Annotated in this window: 17 protein-coding genes; 6 read left to right on the top strand and 11 right to left on the bottom strand. The window is 68.4% G+C overall.

Annotated features, from left to right (window positions below; all coding sequences use genetic code 11):
* Positions 1–3: 3 nt before the first annotated feature.
* From FDK12_RS05450 to FDK12_RS05440, 3 genes are all read right to left on the bottom strand, one after another.
* Complete coding sequence (locus tag FDK12_RS05450; protein ID WP_137368595.1) at positions 4–594, bottom strand: hypothetical protein; 591 nt, start codon at positions 592–594, stop codon at positions 4–6.
* 205 nt (positions 595–799) lie between these two features.
* Entirely contained in the window at positions 800–1,219 is a 420-nt protein-coding gene (mscL, locus tag FDK12_RS05445) for a large conductance mechanosensitive channel protein MscL (protein ID WP_137368594.1), read from the bottom strand.
* Between the two features lie 108 nt (positions 1,220–1,327).
* The gene (locus FDK12_RS05440) at positions 1,328–1,873 is read right to left on the bottom strand and encodes a TetR/AcrR family transcriptional regulator (RefSeq protein ID WP_137368593.1); all 546 of its coding nucleotides are present in this window, start codon (positions 1,871–1,873) and stop codon (positions 1,328–1,330) included.
* Positions 1,874–1,934: 61 nt separating this feature from the next.
* Here FDK12_RS05440 and FDK12_RS05435 point away from each other — a divergent pair, with 61 nt between their 5' ends.
* Positions 1,935–3,545, top strand: coding sequence for an MFS transporter (locus FDK12_RS05435; protein ID WP_137368592.1), 1,611 nt, complete (start codon positions 1,935–1,937; stop codon positions 3,543–3,545).
* On the opposite strand, the gene FDK12_RS05430 is transcribed toward FDK12_RS05435, so the two are convergent.
* Positions 3,478–4,734, bottom strand: a complete 1,257-nt coding sequence (locus FDK12_RS05430) for a GAF domain-containing sensor histidine kinase (protein WP_137368591.1) — start codon at positions 4,732–4,734, stop codon at positions 3,478–3,480. The genes FDK12_RS05435 and FDK12_RS05430 overlap by 68 nt on opposite strands.
* A 126-nt stretch (positions 4,735–4,860) precedes the next feature.
* On the opposite strand from FDK12_RS05430, the gene FDK12_RS05425 reads away from it, so the two are divergent.
* Entirely contained in the window at positions 4,861–6,474 is a 1,614-nt protein-coding gene (locus tag FDK12_RS05425; RefSeq protein WP_223263108.1) for a peptide chain release factor 3, read from the top strand.
* Here FDK12_RS05425 and FDK12_RS05420 read toward each other — a convergent pair.
* From FDK12_RS05420 to FDK12_RS05405, 4 genes are all read right to left on the bottom strand, one after another.
* Complete coding sequence (locus FDK12_RS05420) at positions 6,471–7,547, bottom strand: alanine racemase (protein ID WP_223263107.1); 1,077 nt, start codon at positions 7,545–7,547, stop codon at positions 6,471–6,473. The two genes, FDK12_RS05425 and FDK12_RS05420, sit on opposite strands and share 4 nt — an antisense overlap.
* Before the next feature lie 29 nt (positions 7,548–7,576).
* Complete coding sequence (locus FDK12_RS05415; RefSeq protein ID WP_223263106.1) at positions 7,577–8,317, bottom strand: GAF and ANTAR domain-containing protein; 741 nt, start codon at positions 8,315–8,317, stop codon at positions 7,577–7,579.
* Between the two features lie 222 nt (positions 8,318–8,539).
* Positions 8,540–9,193, bottom strand: a complete 654-nt coding sequence (locus tag FDK12_RS05410; protein ID WP_137368589.1) for a DUF3105 domain-containing protein — start codon at positions 9,191–9,193, stop codon at positions 8,540–8,542.
* Positions 9,194–9,320: 127 nt separating this feature from the next.
* Entirely contained in the window at positions 9,321–9,983 is a 663-nt protein-coding gene (locus FDK12_RS05405) for a DUF305 domain-containing protein (RefSeq protein ID WP_137368588.1), read from the bottom strand.
* A gap of 134 nt (positions 9,984–10,117) precedes the next feature.
* Between FDK12_RS05405 and FDK12_RS05400 the strand changes: the two genes are divergently transcribed.
* Genes FDK12_RS05400 through FDK12_RS05390 form a run of 3 tightly spaced genes read left to right on the top strand, consistent with a single transcriptional unit; the run spans position 10,118 to position 12,974 of the window.
* Positions 10,118–10,450 carry a metal-sensitive transcriptional regulator gene (locus FDK12_RS05400; protein WP_137368587.1) on the top strand — a complete coding sequence of 111 codons (333 nt, stop codon included), beginning with the start codon at positions 10,118–10,120 and terminating at the stop codon, positions 10,448–10,450.
* Between the two features lie 39 nt (positions 10,451–10,489).
* Positions 10,490–10,714, top strand: coding sequence for a heavy-metal-associated domain-containing protein (locus FDK12_RS05395; RefSeq protein WP_104116054.1), 225 nt, complete (start codon positions 10,490–10,492; stop codon positions 10,712–10,714).
* A gap of 1 nt (position 10,715) precedes the next feature.
* Positions 10,716–12,974, top strand: coding sequence for a heavy metal translocating P-type ATPase (locus FDK12_RS05390; RefSeq protein ID WP_137368586.1), 2,259 nt, complete (start codon positions 10,716–10,718; stop codon positions 12,972–12,974).
* An 18-nt stretch (positions 12,975–12,992) separates the two neighbouring features.
* On the opposite strand, the gene FDK12_RS05385 is transcribed toward FDK12_RS05390, so the two are convergent.
* Positions 12,993–14,474 carry an MFS transporter gene (locus tag FDK12_RS05385; RefSeq protein ID WP_137368585.1) on the bottom strand — a complete coding sequence of 494 codons (1,482 nt, stop codon included), beginning with the start codon at positions 14,472–14,474 and terminating at the stop codon, positions 12,993–12,995.
* Between the two features lie 53 nt (positions 14,475–14,527).
* A complete protein-coding gene (locus FDK12_RS05380) occupies positions 14,528–15,508 on the bottom strand; it encodes an EamA family transporter (protein WP_137368584.1) in 981 nt (326 codons plus the stop codon).
* 89 nt (positions 15,509–15,597) lie between these two features.
* Between FDK12_RS05380 and FDK12_RS05375 the strand changes: the two genes are divergently transcribed.
* Positions 15,598–16,143: a CGNR zinc finger domain-containing protein gene (locus tag FDK12_RS05375; protein ID WP_137368583.1), complete on the top strand. Its 546-nt coding sequence runs from the start codon at positions 15,598–15,600 to the stop codon at positions 16,141–16,143.
* A 35-nt stretch (positions 16,144–16,178) separates the two neighbouring features.
* On the opposite strand, the gene FDK12_RS05370 is transcribed toward FDK12_RS05375, so the two are convergent.
* Complete coding sequence (locus FDK12_RS05370) at positions 16,179–17,687, bottom strand: AAA family ATPase (RefSeq protein ID WP_137368582.1); 1,509 nt, start codon at positions 17,685–17,687, stop codon at positions 16,179–16,181.
* Positions 17,688–17,692 lie beyond the last annotated feature (5 nt).

Here is a 17,692-nt window from a genome sequence, read left to right as displayed (position 1 = left end):
CGGCTATCGGTACCGCCGTGACGACGAGGTCTCGGGGCCGTAGATGCCGACCTGAAGGCCGATGACGGGCGCGTGCCACGGCGCTCCCGGCACCACGTCGCGCATCAGCTTCGTTTTCAGCCAGGGGCTCAGGCCCTCCGAGGAACGTGCCCCCTCGACGACGTCCCGCAGGAAGTAGCCTCCGACGCGGGGCACCTGCGCCTTGGTGCCGTCGAGGAAGGACAGGATGAACTTCACCTGCGGGTCAGGGCGTTGCTGCGACTCTGCGTGGCTCGCCTCGTGCTGGAGGGCATTGAGCGCGTGGTCGAAGACGAGGTTCGATCGGTCGAACGCCGGATGTGCCGGACACGTCACGGTATGGAATGCCACCCAGTGCAGCGGATGGATGTCCGAGATGACCGAGACCGCACCGGTGCGGGCCCGGATCTGCAACCAGACGAGGTCGTCCGGGACGCGCGCGCGGGCGGCGAGTACGGAGCGGACTGCGCAGGCGTCCCAGAGCGAGCCGACACCGAGACGAAGCGCAGGGAGGTCTGGACACTTGACGACGAACCCGTCCTCAACTGCTTCGACATCGACCTTGAAGACCAACACCCTGCACCGCCTCAGGAGCGCGCAATGCTCCTTGCGCACAGGATAGAGGTACCGGAGCCAGCGGGCCAGTACTTGTGCGGACCGTGACGCCCCGCCCGGACCGCCGGAACCGTGCTTCGCCTCACGCACCGGAAGGTGGGGCAGGGAGCGTGACCGCATCGGGGCGGGTGATGGTGGTCGGGCTCAGGACGGAGGACGCACCGACCTACGGGCGCGCGTCCCGCGCCGAGATCTCCTTCAGGAGGTCCCGCATCTCGGTCAGGAGGGCGATGTCGACCGGCGTGGGGGTCTCCGCCGCCTCCTGGGGAGCAGCCAGCGCACGGAGCCGCTCATTGGCGCGGTTCATCGGGAGCACGAACAGGAAGTACACGACGGCTGCCGTGATGAGGAAGGTCACCGCCGCCGTGATGACGGCGCCGATGTCCACGAACGTCGCCTCATTGCCCCGCCGGATCTGGAAACCCAGACCGGCAGCGTCGATCTCGCCGGCGGAAGCGATGATCGGCTTGATGATGCTGTTCGTGAAGGACGTGACGAGCGCGGTGAAGGCGCTGCCGATCACGACGGCGATGGCGAGTTCGATGACGTTGCCCCGCATGATGAAATCCCTGAAACCCCTGATCATCGATCATCTCCCGATCTGTAGTCGTACGGACGTGGTGGAAGAAAGAACCCGCATGAGGCAGCGGGGGCGCCGCGGAACTGGGCCTGCATCGACCACGGCACCCAGGACCTACCGGAGCGGTCGACCGGCGACGATCAGGTCCACGACACCGAGCAGTTCCTCGATGTCGTCGGCACTCGTGCGGCCCGTGTCTGCCGATGCGAAGAACGCGGCGTCGTAGTAGAGGCCGTCGCCGAGCAGCTTGACGGCACGCGCGGTCGTGCGATCGCCGAGCTGGGACTCGAGCGCGTCGAGCCACCGTTCCTGGATCTCCGCGAGCGAGGCTTTCGCCGTCGGGTGGTTCTGCTGGGCGAGACGCGCCATCGAGACGAGCGCACGGTCAAGGGCGCTGTCCTCGAACACGGAGGTGCGGACGTAGTAGCGCGCTGCTCCGTCGGGGGCAGAGACCATGATCTCGCGATCCCTCTCGGCCAGTCCGCGGAGTCGTTCGGCCAGGGCATCGACCAGGGCTTCCTTGGAAGGGAAGTGGTACAGCAGGCCTCCCTTGGAGACGTCTGCCGCCGCAGCGACCGCCTCCATGGTTGCGGCCCGCTCCCCGTCGCGGATCAACGCGTCTTCGAAGCTGTCGAGGATGCGCTCGCGGGAACTGGACACCTCCTGATGATACCGGTCACTTTTGTTGTACTGTACCGGCTGGACGGTATAGCTTGGATGGATGACCACAACACCTTCCGCTTCCGCAGGCGTGTCCGGGGTGAACCCGCGAGCCGCTGCTTCCTCCCGCTCCTCCCTTGCCGGCCGCCGCGAGTGGCTCGCCCTCGCCGTGCTGATGCTGCCGGTGCTGCTCGTCTCCGTCGACAACACGGTGCTGAGCTTCGCCCTGCCGGAGATCTCCCGGCACTTCGCGACGAGCGGTACCACACTGCTCTGGATCGTCGACAGCTACCCCCTCGTCCTCGCCGGCCTGCTCGTCGCCATGGGGAGTCTCGGTGACCGCTTCGGTCGACGCCGTCTGCTCATGATCGGCGCGGCCGGTTTTGCGGCCTTCTCCGTGGTCGCCGCCTTCGCCCCCACTGCCGCCTCCCTGGTAGCCGCTCGCGTGGGCCTCGGCGTCTTCGGCGCCATGCTCATGCCCTCGACGCTTTCGCTGATCCGCAACATCTTCACCGATCGCAACCAGCGCCGGGTTGCGATCGCGGTCTGGGCAGCAGGTTTCTCTGCAGGAGCCGCCCTCGGGCCCCTCCTCGGTGGCGTCCTGCTCGAGCACTTCTGGTGGGGATCCGTGTTCCTCCTGGCGGTGCCCGTCCTGATCCTCATGCTGGCCCTGACTCCCGCAGTCGTGCCCGAGTCCAGGGATTCGCATCCCGGACGCGTCGACTACGCCAGTATCGTCCTGTCCATCGCGACCATGCTCCCGGTCGTCTACGCCATCAAGAACCTGGCGAAGGGTGGACCGCTGCTGGTCTCGGTGACGGCTGCGTTCATCGGCCTTGCCGCCGGCGTCGTCTTCGTCGTCCGTCAGCTCCGACGCGATGACCCCATGCTCGACGTCCGGTTGTTCACCGTCCGGGCCTTCAGCGGCGCTGTCCTGGTGAACCTGCTGGCGATCTTCTCGCTCGTCGGCTTCCTGTTCTTCGTGTCGCAGCACCTGCAGCTGGTACTCGGCTACTCGCCGCTCGACGCGGGCCTCGTGCTCCTCCCGGGGCTCCTCGTGACGATCGTCGCGGGGCTCGCCGTCGTTCCACTGGCCCGCAGGCTACCGCCACACGCCGTCGTCTCGGTGTCACTGCTCTTCTCGGCAATCGCCTACGCGATGATCGCCCTTCTGGGCGAGGGCGGGTCCGCAGGGTTCCTGATGGTGGCCTTCGTCATTCTGGGAGTCGGGGTCGGCGCCTCCGAAACGGTGTCCAACGACCTGATCCTGTCGACGGTGCCTGCAGCGAAGGCAGGGGCGGCATCGGCTGTGTCGGAAACCGCGTACGAGGTGGGCTCCGTGCTCGGGACCGCCGTACTCGGCAGCATCCTCCTGGCGTCCTATCAGCGGAACCTCGTGCTTCCCTCAGGCCTCGACACAGAACAGGCCGGGAGGTCGACGGAAACGCTCGGCGGGGCCGTCGAGGTCGCCGCACAGCTTGACGCGACCGGCGCTTCGCTCCTGCGGGATTCGGCGTTCCATGCATTCGACAGTGGTGTCACGGTCACGTCGGGCATCGCCGCGCTGCTCATGATCGGCGCATCGGTGCTGGCGGCGTGGAGCCTCAGCTCGGGCGTGAGCCGAACCAGACCCGCACTGTCAGCCCGCCCCCGGGCGTCTGATCGAACGTGAGGCGCCCACCGTGCGCCTGGGCGATCCGGACGCACGTCGCCAAGCCGATACCGGTACCCGCAGGGTCCCCCTCACGCTCGAGGCGGACCAGCGGCTCGAGCACGCGATCGTAGTCCTCGGGCGGTATCCCCTTGCCGTTGTCCGCGACGTCCAGCCGCCAGGATTCCGGTGTGCCCGTTCCGGTGATGCGCACCTCCGGCGGCACCCCGGGCCGCGCATAGGCGACGGCGTTCGTGAGGAGGTTCTGGATCAGGACACGGAGCTGCTCGCGGTCGGCCTTCCCCTCGAAGTCATCCGCCGTGATCCGAACGCCGTCGACGGAGTGACCCAGATCGTCGACGGCGGCCCCGACCACTTCGGCGAGCGGGACGACTCGGGGGTGCGCTGCCCCGCCCACACGGGAGTACCCGAGCAGGTTCTCCACCATCGAAGCCATGCGCAGGGCGCTCGCGCCGATGCGTTTGAAGTAGGTGCCCGCGGGGCCCTCCTGGAGCGCGGGCTCGTCCTCCGCGAGTTCGGCGAGGCCGACGACGTTGGTCAGGGGCCCTTGCAGGTCGTGGCTGATGCGTCCTGCGAATTCGCCCAGGAGTTCATTGCTGCGCCGCAGCTCGGACACCGTGGCGTCCAGCTGCCGGGTGCGCAACTGGAGGTCGAGGACGTCGACGACCTGCGCCGCGAGCGTCTCGAGCCCGGTGACCTGCTGCTCGGTGAGGTCCCCCGGCACCTCGTCGAATATGCAGAGGGTGCCGAGGGGCACACCGTCCCTCGTGAGCAGTGGAGTGGTCGCGTAGAAGCGGACCTCGCCGAAGCGTCCGTCGACGAAGGGGTTCGAACGGAACCGCGGGTCCTCCCTGCAATCCGGCACCACCACGGTGTGCCCGTACTGGAAGACCTGTCCGCACAGGGAATCGTCGCGCGCGCACATGAGTGGTTCGAGCCCCAGCGCCGCGATCTGGTGGAATTCGTCCTCGGTGATGACGTTGATCGCACCGTACTTCGCGTTGCAGAGCTGCACCGCGAGGGCTACCAGGTTCTGCAGCGCGGCGGGCGCGTCGGCCGCTGCGGCCGGCTGCGGCGTGGAACCGGCGGGCGCCACCTCACCCAGGGCCACGCCGAGCCCGTACTGCGAGAGCAGTTCCGCGTGATCAGAGCCCCGCCCCACTCGTCGAACGGATGCCTGATCGGTCATGCGCCTCGTCCTCCCGGTGCCCACCTGCTGTGATCTGCCTCCTAGGGTAATCGCCAACGCCCACGCGCACAGCGAACACGTGCCTCCCCCGGACTGCTGGTCTCTATGATCGGGGACAATGGTGGTGTGGCCCTGCTTACCGAATCCCCCGTCCTCGACGCAGATGCCGTCCGCCGTGAGGCCGGGCGTCGTCGTACCTTCGCCGTCATATCGCACCCCGACGCCGGAAAGTCGACGCTGACCGAAGCCCTCGCCCTCCTTGCACGGGCCATCCAGGACGCCGGGGTCACCCACGGCAAGTCGAGCCGGCACGCGACCGTCTCGGACTGGATGGGCATCGAGCAGGAACGCGGCATTTCGATCAGCTCCGCGGCCCTCCAGCTGACCTACCGGGACACCATCCTGAACGTCGTCGACACCCCTGGGCACGCCGACTTCTCCGAGGACACCTATCGCGTCCTCGCCGCCGTCGACTCGGCCGTCATGCTGATCGATGCCGCGAAAGGCTTCGAGCCGCAGACCGTGAAGCTCCTGGCCGTCTGCAAGCAGCGCAACATCCCGATCATCACCGTCATCAACAAGTGGGACCGGCCCGGCCTCGACGCGCTCGGCCTGATCGACGACGTCGGTGAGCGCACCGGCATGACCCCGGTGCCGCTCACATGGCCCGCCGGTATCGCCGGTCACTTCCAGGGTTTGATCGACCTCCGGGCAGAGCGCGCCATCTCGCTCGAGGCCGTGGAGGCCGGGGCGCAGGCTGCGGAGGAGACGACCGTCGACATCGACGCGCTGGACCCGCGGGACGCCGGTGCCTGGCTCGACGCCCGCGAGGAGTCCGGCCTCGTCATCTCCTCCAACGGCTCCTTCGACCGGGAAGAGTTCGAGGCCGCACGCCAGACGCCGGTCCTCTTCGCGGCGGCGGCCAAGAACTTCGGTGTCTCGCAACTCCTCGACATCCTCGTGGACGTGGCCCCCTCGCCGTCCCCCCGGCCCTCGAAGGAGGACGAGCCGAGGCCCATCGAGGCGCCCATGTCCGGGTTCGTCTTCAAGGTGCAGGCGGGCCAGGACAGCGCGCACCGCGACCACATCGCGTACCTGCGCATCTGCTCCGGCACCTTCGAGCGCGGCATGGTCATCACGAACCAGCGCACCGGCAAGCCCTTCGCCACGAAGTACGCGCACCGTGTCCTCGGCCGGAGCCGCGAGGTGGTGGACACCGCATGGCCGGGCGACGTCGTCGGGCTGGTGAACGCGACGAGCCTCCGTGTGGGCGACAGCCTCTTCGCCGAGCAGCCCGTGCAGTTCCCCGACATCCCGCGCTTCTCACCCGAGCTGTTCGCCGTCGCGCGTGCCAAGGATCCGGGCCGGTACAAGCAGTTCCGCCGGGGCATCGAGCAGCTCGAGCACGAGGGCGTGGTGCAGGTCCTGCGCTCCGATCTGCGTGGCGACCAGGCGCCCGTCCTCGCCGCCGTCGGAGCCCTGCAGTTCGAGGTCGCCGCCGAGCGGCTGGGCACCGAGTTCAACGCGCCCACCTCGCTCGACCACCTGTCCTACACACTCGCGATGCGCGTGGCCCCAGAGAGCCAGGGCGTGCCGGAGACCTTCCGTGGCGGCGAGATCCTGTTCCGGTCCGACGGCGAGATCGTGGCCGTCTTCGGTGACAAGTGGAAGGTCGGGCACTTCAGGAAGGACTACCCCGACGTCGTGCTCGAGCCGATCGGCGCCGCGGTCGACGTCTAGCTGTTCCTTCCGCGCGCGGCGACGGTCCAGCGCTCCCTCAGGACGCCGTCGCGCACCACGTGCACCTCATCGACGAGGTTGACCGCCAGGCACACGTGGTTGGGGACGACCCGCAGCCGTGCACCGAGCGGCGGAAGGGCACCGGACGGCCATTCGACGGTGGCGTGGTGCTCGGACAACGCCACGATGCGCGCCTCGGGGTGATCGAGGAGGCGCCCGTAGCCGGTCGCCCAGGGCGCGCGGTCGCTGCCGAGGACCTTGCTGCCCGCGTCGACGATGAAGCGCCCGGGCTGCTCCGGCGCGCCGCGCCGATGACTCACGACCGTGCCCTCGACCGTCAGGGCGATGTCCTCCGGGCGGCAGTGGCCGAGCTCCCACTGCTGCGCATCACCGAAGACGTACACTCCCGGGCGGAGCTCGGTGATGATGCTGCCGGAGGAGAGACGGGCCGACGGCGTCGAGCCACCACTCACCTCGAGGTCACGGAAGCCCGCGTCCTCGAGGGCAGAGACGGCAACGGACAGGGCTCTGTCCTCGTCAGCGACGGCGGCTTCCGCGGCTCCCGGTCCGTAGCTGTGGCCGGGAAAGGTGAAGATGCCGACGACGGGGAGGCCGGCGGCAGACGCCGCTGCTGCCACCTCGGGCACTTCGTACGGTGGAACTCCGCTGCGGTGGTGACCGCTGTCCACCTCGATCCGCACATCGACGCGCGACGCCGACGCGCCGAGGCTGCGCGCCAGCCGCAGCGCCCCCTCGGCTGAATCCACGCCCACCGTCATGTGCGCATGGTCGGCGAGCGTCAACAGCCTCCCGGCGGCACGCTCGTCGACCCAGAGCGGATAGGCGATGAAGATATCGGCGACTCCGGCGGCGGCGAATACCTCGGCCTCGCCAACGGTCGCGACCGTCAGGCCGATGGCGCCCGCTGCGATCTGGTGGTGGGCGATCTCGATGATCTTGTGGGTCTTGGCGTGCGGCCGCAGAACTAGTCCGCGCTCCTGCACCGAGCGGGCCATGGCATTGATGTTGCGCCCGAGGACATCGGCGTCGACGACCACGGCCGGCGTGGGCACACCGGTCAGGATCGGAGCCACGAGCCCGCTCAGGCGTCGAAGTGCGTCTCGGGCACCTGCTGGCCGATCGACGTCACCACTGCCGCAGCGACGTCTGCGAGTTTCTTGTTGCGACCACTCGAGGCAGCCTTGAGGATGGTCATCGCCGTCTCGTGGCTGCACCGGTTCTGCCCCATGATGATGCCGGCCGCGACGTCGATGGTGGTCCGCGAGTTCATCGCGGCCTTGAGGTTCGAGGCGGTGTCGGCGAGGTGGGCGATCCGCACGGCCATCCGCAGCGACTTCGAGGCCTCCCTGGCGAGCTCGACGGCCTCGGCGATCGCCGCGTCGTCGAATGCATCGGGTCTCGTCGAGTAGAGGTTCAGCCCGGAGGCCGCGAGCCCGTCGAGCGGGATGGGAACTCCGAGCGCGGAGCGGATGCCGTGCTCGGCGATCGCCCTCGTGTAGTTGCCGAAGCGCGGCTCTGTGCGGAAGTCCGACACCGTGTAGACCTGGCCCTCACGTGCGGCACGCAGGCAGGGGCCGTCGTCGAACTGGTACTGCACCTCGTCCATCCGCTGCGCCTGCTCCGAGCTGCTCGCCACCGAGCCCTTCGACCGCGGCCGAAGGAGCGTGATGCCGCTGAACACCTCGCGGCCCTCGGTCGAGAGCTCACTGGCAGCCACCTTGGCCAATCCTTCGAGGAACTCGTTCACGTCCGCACTGTCCAGGACCATGTCCTGCAGCATCCCCGGAAGGGACACTTCGCCGAGAATCTGGCTGTCAGCCACAGCTTTCCACCTTCTGCTCGTAGAGGGCCGCAGCAAGCGGCCCGTGGTCCCACATTACCGGCCCGGCGCCCGGCCCGGAAAGCGGCGGACGGCGCGGAGGGAAACGGACCGCGCGGAAAGTGGCGGACCGAGCGGGAAGCGCGACAGGACGCGGTGCAGCAGGAACGACGACGACGCGACAGGCCGGAGGGCCCATCGCGCCGTTCGACGCGGTGCGGGGATCTAGGAGGCGCGACCGGCCGGCGTGAGCCCGCCGGAGCAGGCAGCACCCGGCTCGCGGGTCTGCTCACCCTGGATGTACTTGTCGAGGAAGGTGGTGAGTCTCTCGTCGTCGGCGGAGTCGACCTTCAGCTGCAGGCCCCACGCGCTTGCGGCGACGGGCGAGTCGAGGCCCGGGAAGGGGCTGAGGAGCACGTAGGAGCGGCTCCCGACGAGGTCGGTCAGTTTGTCGATCTCGGCCTGGCCGATGTCGGGGTTGTAGGTGACCCAGACGGCACCGTGCTCCATCGAGTGGACGGAGTTCTCGTTCGGGATAGGTTCCGTGTAGACGCCGCAGTTGGTCCAGACAGGATTGTGGTCCCCGCCCACGGGCGGCGACTGCTCGTACTGCACCGGAGCCTCCACGTGGTTGAACGTGACGTCGGGGAACTCCTGGACGTCCTGGATCGGCTCGGCGGCGGCCGCTTCGCGATCCCGGTTCACCTGCACCTGGTTCACGATCACGAGGGTCACCGCGATGATGATCGCCAGGATGACGGCACCGATGCCGCCGAAGATCAGGGCGCTGCGCTTGCGCTCGCCGGCCCGTTGCTGGGCTTGGATGGCAGCCAGGCGCGCTTGGCGGTCCTGGTTCTCCTGTGACCGTTTCTTGTTCAACGAGGTGTCCTTCAGTGCTGGAGTGGCTGCGGCGGTCGCCGCGATTCGGGGTGCGCCGGAAACAAATGTACCGGTGGGTGCCCTCGGTCCTTCAACCGGTCGCCGGAACGGTGGGCTGGAGTGCCATCTACAGGGCGTCGAGCATGGTCTGCATGAGCGTGATCTCGGCCTGCTGGCCCGACTGGATCTTAGCGGCCAGCGTTCGGACCTGCTCCGTGTCCGCAAGCTCCGCACCTGCCTCGGCCATTTCGACGCCGGCCTCGTGGTGGCTGATCATGAGATTCAGGTAGAGCCGCTCGGCGTCCTCGCCCCGGGCGGCGCGCAGTTCGTCGAGCTGCCCTTCGGTCGCCATCCCGGGCATCAGCCCTTCGGGGGTGAGCATGGAGCCGGCCCCACTCCCCGCACCCATGTCCATCCCGTCATGGTTGCCCGCTCCGGATGCCATCCATTCCATGCGCGGCTCGGCACTGCTCTGCGGCAGCCCCCACTCCTCGAGCCACGCGTACATCTGGCCGGCCTGCTGCTGCTGGGTGAGGGCTATGTCGTAGGCGATCGCGCGCAGCGTCTCGTCCTCGACGTTGTCGCGCACGATCATGGACATCTCGACGGCCTGGTTGTGGTGGACCTGCATGTCGCGGGCAAATCCGGCGTCGGCGCTGTTGGAGGCGGGGTAGGAAGGGCCGGCCGAGACGCGTCCGGCGGTGAACGCGAGCGCGAAGAGCGCGAGTACCGCGATCCCGGCGAGGATCAGGAGGACTCGCTTCTGCCAACCGGGCAGGGAGAGGGTCATGGAGGTCCTTGGAGTGGAAGTGTACCGATGAGCCAACCTACGGCATTCCGCTGGATGTTTGCTTGGAGACCATCGGTGGCCTGGTCAACGGTACCCCCGGGGGGTATAGTGAATTCCATGCGAGGAGCCACATCATGACCACCACAGCACACGATCACCCGGAGAACAGCGCACCGCACGGCTACACCGCGGACAAGGAGGCCTACCTCAAGCGCCTGCGCCGCATCGAGGGCCAGGTGCGCGGCATCGCCCGCATGGTCGACGATGACAAGTACTGCATCGACATCCTCACGCAGGTAGCAGCCGTCAACAAGGCACTCCACGCCGTGTCGATGGGACTCCTCGAGGAACACATAGCGCACTGCGTCGTCGGAGCCGCCCAGGAGTCCAGTGCTTCGGGCGACACCGAGGCAGTGCAGACGAAGGTCCAGGAAGCGACGGCGGCCATCGGTCGCCTGCTCCGCTGACCCGGATCCCCAGAACAATCACACCCTGAGGAGATCATCATGACCACCACCACGATCACCATCGCCGGCATGACGTGCGGCCACTGCGTCAGTGCCGTCACCGATGAGCTGTCCGGGCTGCCCGGTGTCGATTCCGTCGACGTCGACCTCGTCAAGGGCGGCACCTCCACCGCCACCATCTCGTCCTCCGCGCCGCTGGACCCCGCAGCGATCGGCGACGCCGTCACCGAAGCCGGCTACACCGTGGTTCCCGCGAGGTCCTGACATGACCACACAGCAGGTGCCGGCACAGGGCATCGAGCAGGAGCAACGCGTCGTTCAGCTGTCCATCCAGGGCATGACGTGTGCCTCGTGCGTGGGCCGCGTCGAACGGAAGCTCGGCAAGCTGGACGGCGTCGAGGCGAGCGTCAATCTGCCACTGGAGAGCGCCGTCGTGCGGGTTCCCGCGTCCATCACCGATCAGGACCTGGTCGACACCGTGGTCGCGACGGGGTACGGGGCGCACGTCGTGCATCCCGATCATGCAGGGCACCCCGCAGAAGGCGAACACGACCATACGCCCTCCCTGCTCGGAGTCCGGCTGCTCCTCGCCGCCATCCTGTCCGTGCCGGTGCTGCTGATCTCCATGGTGCCCGCCCTCCAGTTCGCGAACTGGGGCTGGGTGGTCCTCGCGCTGTCCCTGCCCGTCGTCACGTGGTCGGCCTGGCCGTTCCACCGGGCCGCGGCCATCAATGCGCGCCACCTCTCCTCCACCATGGACACCCTCGTCTCGATCGGCGTCACGGCGGCCTTCCTGTTCTCGGCCTGGCAACTCATCGTGGATCCAGCCATGACACAGCATGCCGGGATGGCGGGCATGGACATGACGGAGCATTCCCTCTACTTCGAGGTGGCCGCCGTCGTCGTGACCTTCCTGCTGCTCGGCCGCTTCCTCGAGGCGTCCGCCAAACAACGCGCCGGCAACGCCCTGAAGTCGCTGCTGAGCCTCGGAGCGAAGGAAGCCAACGTGCTCCGCTCCGTGGACGGCCGGCGCGTCGAGGTCACCCTGCCTGCCGACGCCCTGATCCCCGGCGACGAGTTCGTCGTCCGGCCCGGTGAGAAGATCGCGACCGACGGCGTCGTCCTCGAAGGCAGCAGCGCCGTCGACGCCGCACTGCTGACCGGCGAGAGCCTCCCGGTCGAGGTGGCCGCAGGCGACGCCGTCACGGGCGCGACCATCAACACCTCCGGCCGGCTCGTCGTGCGGGCGACCCGCGTCGGATCCGACACGGTCCTGTCGTCGATGGGCCGCCTGGTCAGCCAGGCCCAGGGCGGCAAGGCCAGGATCGCCCGGCTCGCCGACCGCATCAGCGCCGTCTTCGTGCCCGTGGTCCTCGTCCTCGCGATCATCACCTTCATCCTGTGGCTCGTGCTGGCCGGCGACCTCGACGCCGCCTTCACGGCCGCCGTCACCGTCCTGGTGATCGCCTGCCCGTGCGCCCTCGGCCTCGCCACGCCCACCGCGTTGCTGACCGGTACCGGCCGGGGCGCCCAGCTCGGCATCCTCATCCGCGGACCGCAGGTCCTCGAGGACACCCGGACCGTGGACACGATCGTCCTGGACAAGACCGGGACGGTCACGACCGGCACCATGGCGGTCGACGACGTCGTCGTGCTGTCCGACCTTCCCGCAGCGGAGGTGCTGCGCCTCGCGGGCGCCGTCGAGGCGGCCAGCGAGCATCCGATCGCCCAGGCCATCGTCAAGCGGGCCGCCGGTCAGGGTGAGCTCCCTGATGCGACCGCTTTCTCGAGTGCTCCGGGCGGCGGTGTCCGGGGAGAGGTGGACGGCGCCGTCGTCGTGGCTGGGCGGGCCTCCTGGCTGGAGCGGAACTCGGTCCGCGCCACGGCCCCGCAGGTCAAATCCTTCACTGCGGCCGAGGAAGCGGGGGCGACGGCGGTCTGGGTCGCAGTCGACGGCGTGATCGCGGGTTTCATCACGCTGTCCGACACCGTCAAGGACGGCTCGGCCGCCGCCATCGAGCGCCTTCGCGCGCTGGGGCTACGCCCCGTGCTGCTCACCGGGGACAACCGCGCCGTCGCGCTGCAGGTGGCCGCGACCGTGGGCATCGACCCGGCCGACGTCCGCGCCGGCGTGACTCCGGAGGGCAAGGTCGACGCCGTCCGCCAACTGCAGGCGGCAGGGGCGACCGTCGCCATGGCGGGCGACGGCGTCAACGACGCGGCGGCGTTGGCCCAGGCGGACCTCGGTATCGCGATGGGGTCCGGCACCGACGTGGCGATCGAAGCCGCGGACCTGACGGTGATGGGGAACAGCCTGGAGCAGGTGGCCCAGGCCATCGAACTCTCACGCCGCACCCTCGGCACGATCAAGGGCAACCTCTTCTGGGCATTCTTCTACAACGCCGTAGGGATACCGATAGCCGCATTCGGCCTGCTCAATCCGATGCTGGCCGGCGCTGCCATGGCGGCGAGTTCGGTGCTCGTCGTCGCCAACTCGCTCAGGCTCCGCAGCTTCGGCAGGTAGTTCCCGTGGGGGACGAGGCTACGGAGTCGCCGTCGTCCCGACCTCTGCAGCCGTCTGGGCGTACGACGCCGAGACCCTGCGATAGACCGGGGTGATGAAAGCCAGCGCCGCGGCAGCGATGATGATGATGCCGGCGACCAGGAACACCAGGGCGATGCCGCGGGACGTGCCCTCGCCCAGCAGCGGCGCCAGATGGGCTGCGCCGTCCGTGGACCGCGCGTAGGGGATGATCCAGAACTGGGCCATCGGCGCGATGAGGAACGCGGTGATCGGCGCGGCCGCGGACTCGAACGCCATCGCGAAGCCGAACACGCGCCCCTGCCGGTGCAGCGGTACCACCCGCTGGATCACCGTCTGCTCGGCGGCCTCGACGAATGGCACGAGAACCAGATAGAGCCAGATCCCGGCGACATACAGCCAGGCCCACTCGCGCACCGTGAACACCGCCCCCACGACTCCCATCAGGATCACGGCGAGCAGCATGGTGCGCAGCGGATTCGACCCCAGCCCGAACTTGCCGATCAGGGAGCCGCCCACGATGAACCCCGTGGCACCCAGCGCGAAGTAGGTTCCCCACAGTTCCACGGAGAACAGTTCCAGACCGTAGGGATCCATCAGCGCCATGTAGACGCCGCCCACGAAGTTGTTGAACGTGGAGAAGAGGATCAGCGCGAACAACCCCGAGATCGCCAGCACCGCTGCGAAGGAGCCACGCAGGTCGAACCCTCCGTGCGCGTCCGTGGTGGCTACCCGCACCTCTTCGGGCATGCGCAGCGTGAGCAGATGCGTGAAGGCCAGGGCCGTCAGCGCGATCGCGACGACGATCGTCCAGCCCATGCCGAGCAGCCCGACCGACAGGCCGGAGAGCACCGAGGTAATGATGAACATCAATCCCTGCACCATGCCCACCAGACCGTTGGCGTTGGCGCGTCGGTCCGGCTCGATGAGGATGGTGACCGTCGTGGACAGGGCGATGTTGCGCATGTTCTCCACCACCGCGCCGATCAGGATGATCAGGGTGAAGACCCAGAACCACGGTTGTCGCAGGTCCAGCAGGACGGAGGCAGGTGTCAGCAGGTACATCACCCCGGACAGCACGAACATCACCAGTGTGAAGCCGCCGGCGAAGCGCATCACGGCCAGCTTGCGGTAGCGGTCGACGAAGGTCCCGAAGCTGATGCTGGAGAGGGCGATGAGCAGCATGTATGCGCCGCCGATCACTCCCGTGGCGATGACGTTGCGGGTCTGGAGGTACGCCCAGAACGTCAGTGCGAACCACAGATAACTCGTGGTGATGTTCGCGACGCCGGTGTTCACCAGGATGCCGCGGAAGGTGCGGGACCGTTCCGCCGCACTACGCAGCACCGGGTCGATGGCCGCCGACTCCTCGCGCGGACCGCCGTCGTCACCGGGCTGAAGAACAGCGGCGCTCTCGGACGGGCCCGCACTGCCGCGCGGACCCGCAGCGGCCCCGGGTGGGGCCGGATCCTGCCCGGTCATGCGCCCCAGTGTACTGACATCGGTCGGCCGGCTACAGGGGGGCGACCGGTCGGTCAGGCGCGCGGAACCGGCTCCACGGGGTTCGCCCCACCGAGAGCCGCCGGAGTCACGGTGTCGTCGTCGCTCGCGGAGCGGACCTCGTCCAGACGCACGCACACCACGCCGGCGACGATGAGCAGGCCGCCCAGCAGCTGCACGACGCCGGGGAGCTCACCGAGGATCAGCCAGGCGGCCAGGACAGCGAACATCACCTCGGTCAGCGCGACGAAGCTCGCCACCTTGGACCCGAGTCGCTGCGCAGCCAGGATGCCCGTCACGTAGGCGGCCACCGTCGCCACCAGGACGAGGACCGCGACGGGCACGATCCAGCTGTAGGTCCTGCCCGCCAGTGAGACGTCGGCGAAGACGAACCGGAACGGCATGATGTTCACCAGGCCGAGCACCAGGATGGTGAGTGCGCCGACCACCATCCCGCCGCCTGCCATCACGAGGGGCGGGAGCGACTCGTCGACTTTCGCCGACATCAGGAAGAACACCACGAGGCAGACGGCCGCGCCGAGGCCGAACAGCACGCCGACCGGGTCCAGCCGAGCGTCCCCGGCGAGGTCCAGGACGAGCAGGAGTCCGAGGATCGCGGTGACCGACCCGATGATCGTGAGCAGGTTCGGCGCCTTCCGCGAGCGCAGCCAGAGGAAGCCCACGATCAGCACGGGTGCCAGGTACTCGAGCAGCAGCGACACACCGACGGACATGCGCTGCACCGCGTTGAAGTAGAACAGCTGGCACAGCGCGATCGCCGTCGTGCCGTAGATCGTGACGGTCAGCGCATTACCGCGCATCGTGGACCATCGGCCACGCAGAGCGATCAGGACCGGAATCAGGAGCACGAGGGCGGCACCGCCGATGCGGAGCCCGACGGCCGCTCCTGGGCTCCAGCCAATCTCGAGGAGCGACTTGGCGAAGGGTCCGGAGACGCCGAAGGTCGCAGCGGAGAGGAGTGCAATCCAGAAGCCGGTGGCGGGTCGCAGGGTCACGTCCGTTCCCTTCGGGGTCGATGATTGGTGTCAGGGGTGACAAGTGGTTATGGTCGTGACACTAGTGGTGCGGAATGTCAGGAGTCAACATGTCTTTCACCTATGACACGGAGGTGGCACTCTCGTCCGCGGCTGCCCTGATCAACACCGGGAAGGAGGACGTCGACCCGCTCGACACACTCGACGGCCTCGACCGGTTCCTGACGGAGCAGCGATTCTCCGGCTCCCGCACGCACACGGAGTCGGAGCTGGAGTCGGTCCGGGCGCTCCGATCGGAACTGGAGGTGATCTGGTTCGCGGAGGAGGACGACGCCGTGGCGCTCGTCAATGCGATCCTGCGCAGGGCCAACGCCCTTCCCCAGCTCGTGCGCCACGATGAGTGGGACTGGCACCTGCACGCCACCGCACCGGAAGCGCCACTGGAGGAGCGGATGGCGACGGAGGCGGCCATGGCCCTTGCCGACGTCATCCGCGGACATGAGCTCGACCGCCTGCGGTCCTGCGCCGCGGAGGACTGCGACGGCGTCGTGCTGGACCTCAGCCGCAACCGGTCGAAGAGATTCTGCGACACGGGCAATTGCGCGAACCGCACCCACGTGAAGGCATACCGCGCGCGGAAGGCCATGGGCGCCTGACGCGGCGGCATCGCGCAGGACCGAGCGGGGCAGCACTAGCGTTGGTCGTCGGGCTCCTGCTCGTCGGATGACAGCGTCAGGGTGGATCCGTAGGGGGACGCGGGGCCGTAGGTCGTCGCGGTCGGACCATAACCGGGCGATATCGCGGTGCCCCCAGCACGGAGGTCCTCGATCGGGCCGTTACTGCCGAGCAGGCTCCTGGTCAGGGAGGCGCCGTCCGACATCAATTCATCCACCGCGGCGAGCAGGTGCTCATCCGCGACCGGCACCTGCTCCAGGGCGGCGGCGAGCGTGGCCCGGCGCACGAGTTCGCGCGTGAAGGACGCAGTGGTGCCCTCGGTCCGGCCGGCGACCGTTCCGATCGTCTCCCTGCTGAACGGGAGGCTGCCTGCGTAGAGCCGAAGGAGCGCTGCGCGCTCGGCCTCCGCAGGCAGCGGCACTTCCAAGGCCAGGTCCACTCGACCGGGGCGCTGTGCAAGCGCCCGCTCGAGCATGTCGACGCGGTTCGTGGTGAGGACGAAGGTGACGTCGGCGTCGTCGTCGAGCCCGTCCATCGCGTCGAGCACCTCGAACAGCAGGGGCTGCGGGCCGTGCCCAAAGCTGCGGTCCTCCGCGATGAGATCGCAGTCCTCGAGCACGACGATCGATGGTTGGAGGGCCCGTGTCATGCGAGCCGCCTCACTCACATGGGCGAGAGTGCCGCCGGACAGCAGGATCGCCGTCGTGCCCTCGCTCGCACTCAGCAGGAACCGCACCGTGTGGGTCTTGCCCGTGCCCGGCGGACCGTACAGGAGGATGCCGCGCTTGAGGTGTTGGCCGGCGGCGACGAGCGCTTCGCGGTGTGCCGCGATGCCGAGGGCATGCTTCTCGACCCTGTCCAGCAACCCCGCGGGCAAGATGACGTCCGCAGCACTGATGCTCGGCCGATGGTGGAAGGTTACGCCCGCGCTGCTCGGCCCGAAGGCGTCCGTGCTGTAGGACAGGATCTGGCCCTTCAGGACGCTCTCGCTCTGCATGCGCCGCCGGAAGTCGGCAAGGAAGGCAGAGGTGACCTCGGCCTCCGTGCACAGGACCTCCACCGATGCAGTCTGCCGACCGTAGCGAGGCTCTGCGGAGCGTTGGAGGAGCGCGACGGGAACGCCGTCGCGCCGGAACAGCCGAAGTCCGAGCGCGACTGTCTGGCGCTGCTCGTCGGGCCCTATGGGCAGGTTCGCATAGTCCGGCTGTGAGAGCGGGAAGCTCGGGTACACCTGGGAGTGCTGCAGCATGTCGCTGAGGGACATGTGGTGGCGCTGGTCGCCGCCGCCGATGCCCACGAGCCGCGCGTCCTGACCCGTGATGCCCTCGAGGACGATGTCCGCATCGATGAAGCGGTGGGCCGGAACCTCTTCCACGACGATGGGCACCGTGTCGGCGGTGGCACCCAGATGCGCGGAGAGGGTATCGGCGAGCTCGCGTCCGGCTGCAGAACCCTGCTGCGCTTCCTGTGCGAGACGGACCATCGTGCCGAAGTTCCTGACGAATTCTGCTAGTTCTTCCCCCATGGGGG

Origin of the sequence: Arthrobacter sp. NamB2, from assembly GCF_005281365.1 — a bacterium.
Lineage (GTDB): Bacteria > Actinomycetota > Actinomycetes > Actinomycetales > Micrococcaceae > Arthrobacter_D.
The sequence above is the reverse complement of the archived record's forward strand: the minus strand, read 5'-3'. Positions and strand labels throughout refer to the sequence as shown.